This window comes from Microcystis aeruginosa LEGE 91341 (assembly GCF_015206885.1).
In the GTDB taxonomy this organism is placed as follows: domain Bacteria; phylum Cyanobacteriota; class Cyanobacteriia; order Cyanobacteriales; family Microcystaceae; genus Microcystis; species Microcystis aeruginosa_H.
The window spans coordinates 1-3,632 of the sequence record NZ_JADEXY010000220.1 but is presented as its reverse complement, the minus strand read 5'-3'; the positions used below and the strand labels follow the sequence as shown (position 1 = coordinate 3,632).

General features: G+C 44.8%; 5 protein-coding genes. 3 read left to right on the top strand and 2 right to left on the bottom strand.

All coding sequences use genetic code 11. The annotated features are described in order from the left end of the window. Positions 1-286: 286 nt before the first annotated feature. The 3 genes from IQ234_RS20180 to IQ234_RS20170 all read left to right on the top strand — a co-directional run bounded on the left by IQ234_RS20180 (position 287) and on the right by IQ234_RS20170 (position 1,825). Positions 287-787 carry a bifunctional nuclease family protein gene (locus tag IQ234_RS20180; RefSeq protein ID WP_002736902.1) on the top strand — a complete coding sequence of 167 codons (501 nt, stop codon included), beginning with the start codon at positions 287-289 and terminating at the stop codon, positions 785-787. Positions 788-1,025: 238 nt separating this feature from the next. Further along, on the top strand, positions 1,026-1,211 hold the full coding sequence (locus tag IQ234_RS20175) for a hypothetical protein (RefSeq protein WP_193958383.1): 186 nt from the start codon (positions 1,026-1,028) through the stop codon (positions 1,209-1,211). Between the two features lie 374 nt (positions 1,212-1,585). Next, the gene (locus tag IQ234_RS20170; RefSeq protein ID WP_193958382.1) at positions 1,586-1,825 is read left to right on the top strand and encodes a hypothetical protein; all 240 of its coding nucleotides are present in this window, start codon (positions 1,586-1,588) and stop codon (positions 1,823-1,825) included. Positions 1,826-1,884: 59 nt separating this feature from the next. Here the strand turns inward: IQ234_RS20170 and IQ234_RS20165 are convergent, their stop codons facing one another. Together IQ234_RS20165 and IQ234_RS20160 are read right to left on the bottom strand one after the other, a co-directional pair. Continuing rightward, the gene (locus tag IQ234_RS20165; protein ID WP_193958381.1) at positions 1,885-3,294 is read right to left on the bottom strand and encodes an NAD(P)(+) transhydrogenase (Re/Si-specific) subunit beta; all 1,410 of its coding nucleotides are present in this window, start codon (positions 3,292-3,294) and stop codon (positions 1,885-1,887) included. Then, on the bottom strand, positions 3,291-3,587 hold the full coding sequence (locus IQ234_RS20160; RefSeq protein ID WP_002733247.1) for an NAD(P) transhydrogenase subunit alpha: 297 nt from the start codon (positions 3,585-3,587) through the stop codon (positions 3,291-3,293). The genes IQ234_RS20165 and IQ234_RS20160 overlap by 4 nt, the downstream gene beginning before the upstream one ends. Positions 3,588-3,632: the final 45 nt, after the last annotated feature.

The window sequence follows — 3,632 nt, the reverse complement described above, 5'->3', positions numbered from 1 at the left end:
GGTGTGGGGTGTGGGGTGTGGGGTGTGCTGGAGAATAAATAAAAGCAATCTCCTGAATACTGACTCGGAGAATACTGATTCCCGACTCGGAGAATACTGATCACTGATTACTGATTACTGATCACTGATTCAAGCCTGACGGCAGCTGATGTATTTTTTTCATTAAAGATAAGGCTAATCCCTGCCATCTTAGGGCATACTGTGAGTGTAACGAAGCACTATGTTATTCAGGTTGCTTTCCCACTCCTTCCCTAGCTGAATCTCTATCTTGGAGAAGCCATTAGTCATGATCGAAATGAAAGTCGCTGGAATTGCCCTAGACGCTATCACTCGCAGTCCCATTGTACTGCTGAAGGATGGTTCCGAGCGTCGCGCCCTACCTATCTACATCGGACAAGATCAGGCTAAGGCTATTATCACCGTCCTCGAACAACAAAGACCCCCTCGTCCTCTTACCCACGATTTGATCGCTAATATTTTTAAAGCTTGGGACATGGATTTAGAAAAGATTATCATCCATTCTCTCCAAGACAATACTTTTTATGCCGTTCTCTGTCTCCAGCGGGGCGAAGTCAAAAAAGAAATCGATTGTCGTCCCAGTGATGCGATCGCTATTGCCCTGCGTACCAACAGTCCTATCTGGGTAATGGAAGAAGTGATCGCTTCTGCTTCTATTCCTGTTGATCGTGACGCAGATGAAGAGGAACGTCAAGCTTTTCGCAATTTCGTCTCCAATCTTAGCCCCTCAGATCTGATCCAACGTCGCGGTGATTTTAGTGATCAATGATCTTGAAGCGGTCAGCCGTCGGCTAGATAAAAATGATAGTAACAGGGAAATTATTAGGGGTCGAGAATAGAGTCGCCCCCATCCCCTCCCATTCGGAACCGTATCTTGGAAAGAAATGATCAAAAAGTTAGATGTCTATCAGAAATACGGAGTCTTGGAATACTATCTTTAGGATCCCGTTCGCAATCATCTTAGCGATTGGCAAGCTAGGAAGTCTAACCTAGAAATTATCGAGGTGATGGATAATTGGTTTAGTCCTCTTTTATCCGCAGAAGATTGTCAGATTTGTCAACCGGATGGCGAGGGATTTTTGACTTTTGTAGAGTTAGGAAAGAAACTCAAGCAAGGGCAAAAACGGTCAGAAACGGCTGAACAACGAGGGCAAATGCTAGAGGCAAAATTGCGAGCCTTGCGGTGGAATTAGATTAAATTAACCTAGTTTCTGGAGCGGACAAGACAGCTTTTTTCCTCAAGTACAAAGACACAAAGTTATACTACAGCGTTTCTCTCACCATTAAGATAACTGCTATAATGTATTCGCCAACTCTAAGTGGTCGAACAAATTTAAAGTTAACCGTGAGGCAAGGGAATAACCCAGAGGCAATAGTCAAGGCTCTCAGCTTTATTAATGTTTCTTAATACAAACGTATTTGTTAAGAGGGTTTCCGAGCAAATATGAAGCGTAAACTGATTAGGCATCGTCCCTGATTCCTGATCATGACTGGGGATAACTGCCAGGGGTTCTACTACTTAGAAAAAATTACCAAGTTTGTGTTGATCACTCAAGGAGAAATTTTTATGGAAATATCTCGTCCTAATCAAGTAGAATTAACCGCCGAAGAACAACAGGAACTAGAAAAGTTGCGAGCTATTATCGAACAGGCTAGTGTTGATGGCGTGATCACTCAAGGGGAAAGGGAAAGAATCACCCTAGCTATGAGATCTGATGGTAAAGTGACCCTGGAAGAATTAGAGTTAGTCAGAACTTTAATTACCGAAAAAGTGAGCAAAGGGGAATTAGTTCTTGATTATCTTTAAACTCTGAAAAATCAGATAAAAAAAAGACGGGGTTTTCACCCCGTCCTATTTGTTAAGAATTATGACAAATCCTTGACTTGTGATACTAATTGTGCTACCACATCTTGAGCGCTACCAAAGAGCATAAAGGTTTTAGGATTGTAGAATAATTCGTTTTCTACCCCGGCAAAACCCGATCGCATACTGCGCTTAATCACGATCGTGTGCTGTGCCTTATCCACGTCCAGAATCGGCATTCCGTAAATCGGACTAGCTTTATCATGACGGGCAGCGGGATTAACCACATCATTCGCCCCGATAATTAACGCCACATCGACGCGCTCAAACTCAGGATTAATATCATCCATATCGTAGAGCTGCGGATAGGGAACATTAGCTTCGGCCAATAATACATTCATGTGTCCTGGCATTCTTCCCGCCACGGGGTGAATAGCATATTTAACCTCAACGCCATTTTTTTCCAACTGTTCAGCCAATTCTCGCACTGCGTGTTGTGCTTGGGCTACTGCCATGCCGTAACCGGGTACAATCACCACAGAACGCGCATAACCGAGCATCATTGCCCCTTCTTCTGAATCGATCGCATGAACCGATTTATCAAGGCTAGAAGTGGCGCTCGCTTCACTTCCGGCACTAGCACCTGTACCAAATGCCCCAAATAGTACACTAGCCAGCGATCGATTCATGGCTTTACACATGATCTGAGTTAGGATAATCCCCGACGCACCCACCAAAGCACCGGCGATGATCAACATACTATTCATCAGGATAAAACCGACTACGCTGGCGGCAATTCCCGAAAAAGAGTTTAAGAGCGAGATAACCACGGGCATATCGCCGCCGCCGATGGGAAGCACGAATAAAGCCCCGAAAATTAAGGAAAGTCCCACCAAAGTCAGGAAAACATCGATCGAGGTGGGATCAAAAAAGAGATAGACACTACCCCCTAAAAAGGTGAGTAGCAAGAGAATGTTAAAGGGTTGCTGGAAAGGAAAAGTTACGGGTGCGCCACTGATTAATTCCTGTAATTTGGCAAAAGCGAGGACACTACCAGTAAAAGTGACACCGCCGATCAATATACCCAAAATAGCGATCAGTATCGAGTCAAAGGCAATATTTTCACCACTTTGCAGTAAACGCCAGTATTCGCCCATGGCAATTAAAGCACTGGCAGCACCGCCTAAACCGTTAAAAATCGCCACCATTTGGGGCATAGCTGTCATCGGGACTTTTTGCGCCGAAACTAAGCCGATAATTGAGCCAATCACCAACGCCACGGCGATTAAACCATAGCTGAGGATTTCTTGATTGATTAAGGTGGCAATAACGGCGATTAGCATCCCGATGGCAGCCAGAAAATTGCCTTGACGGGCAGTAGCGGGGGAAGATAATTGTTTAAGACCGATGATAAATAAAATGGCGGCGAGTAGATAGGATAACTCGATCCCTGTGATCAGGGCATTATTCATGATTTAGCCTCTTTTTTCTTGAACATTTGCAGCATTCGATCGGTAACGACAAAACCACCGACCACGTTAACCATCGCCAAAATAACGGCAATTAACCCTAAAATCACGGTTAATTCGTGCCAATCCGTGCCTCCGGCGATGAGGAGCGCACCGACAACGGCGATACCTGAAATTGCATTCGCTCCCGACATCAGGGGTGTATGGAGAGTGGGAGGGACTTTATTGATTACCTCGAAACCGACAAAGGAAGCGAGGACAAATACCACTAAAGCGGTTAAAAGTTGGGCAGTCATTGGTTAAAGAAATAGGGGATAGGGTTTGGGGATAGGGAAGTGGGG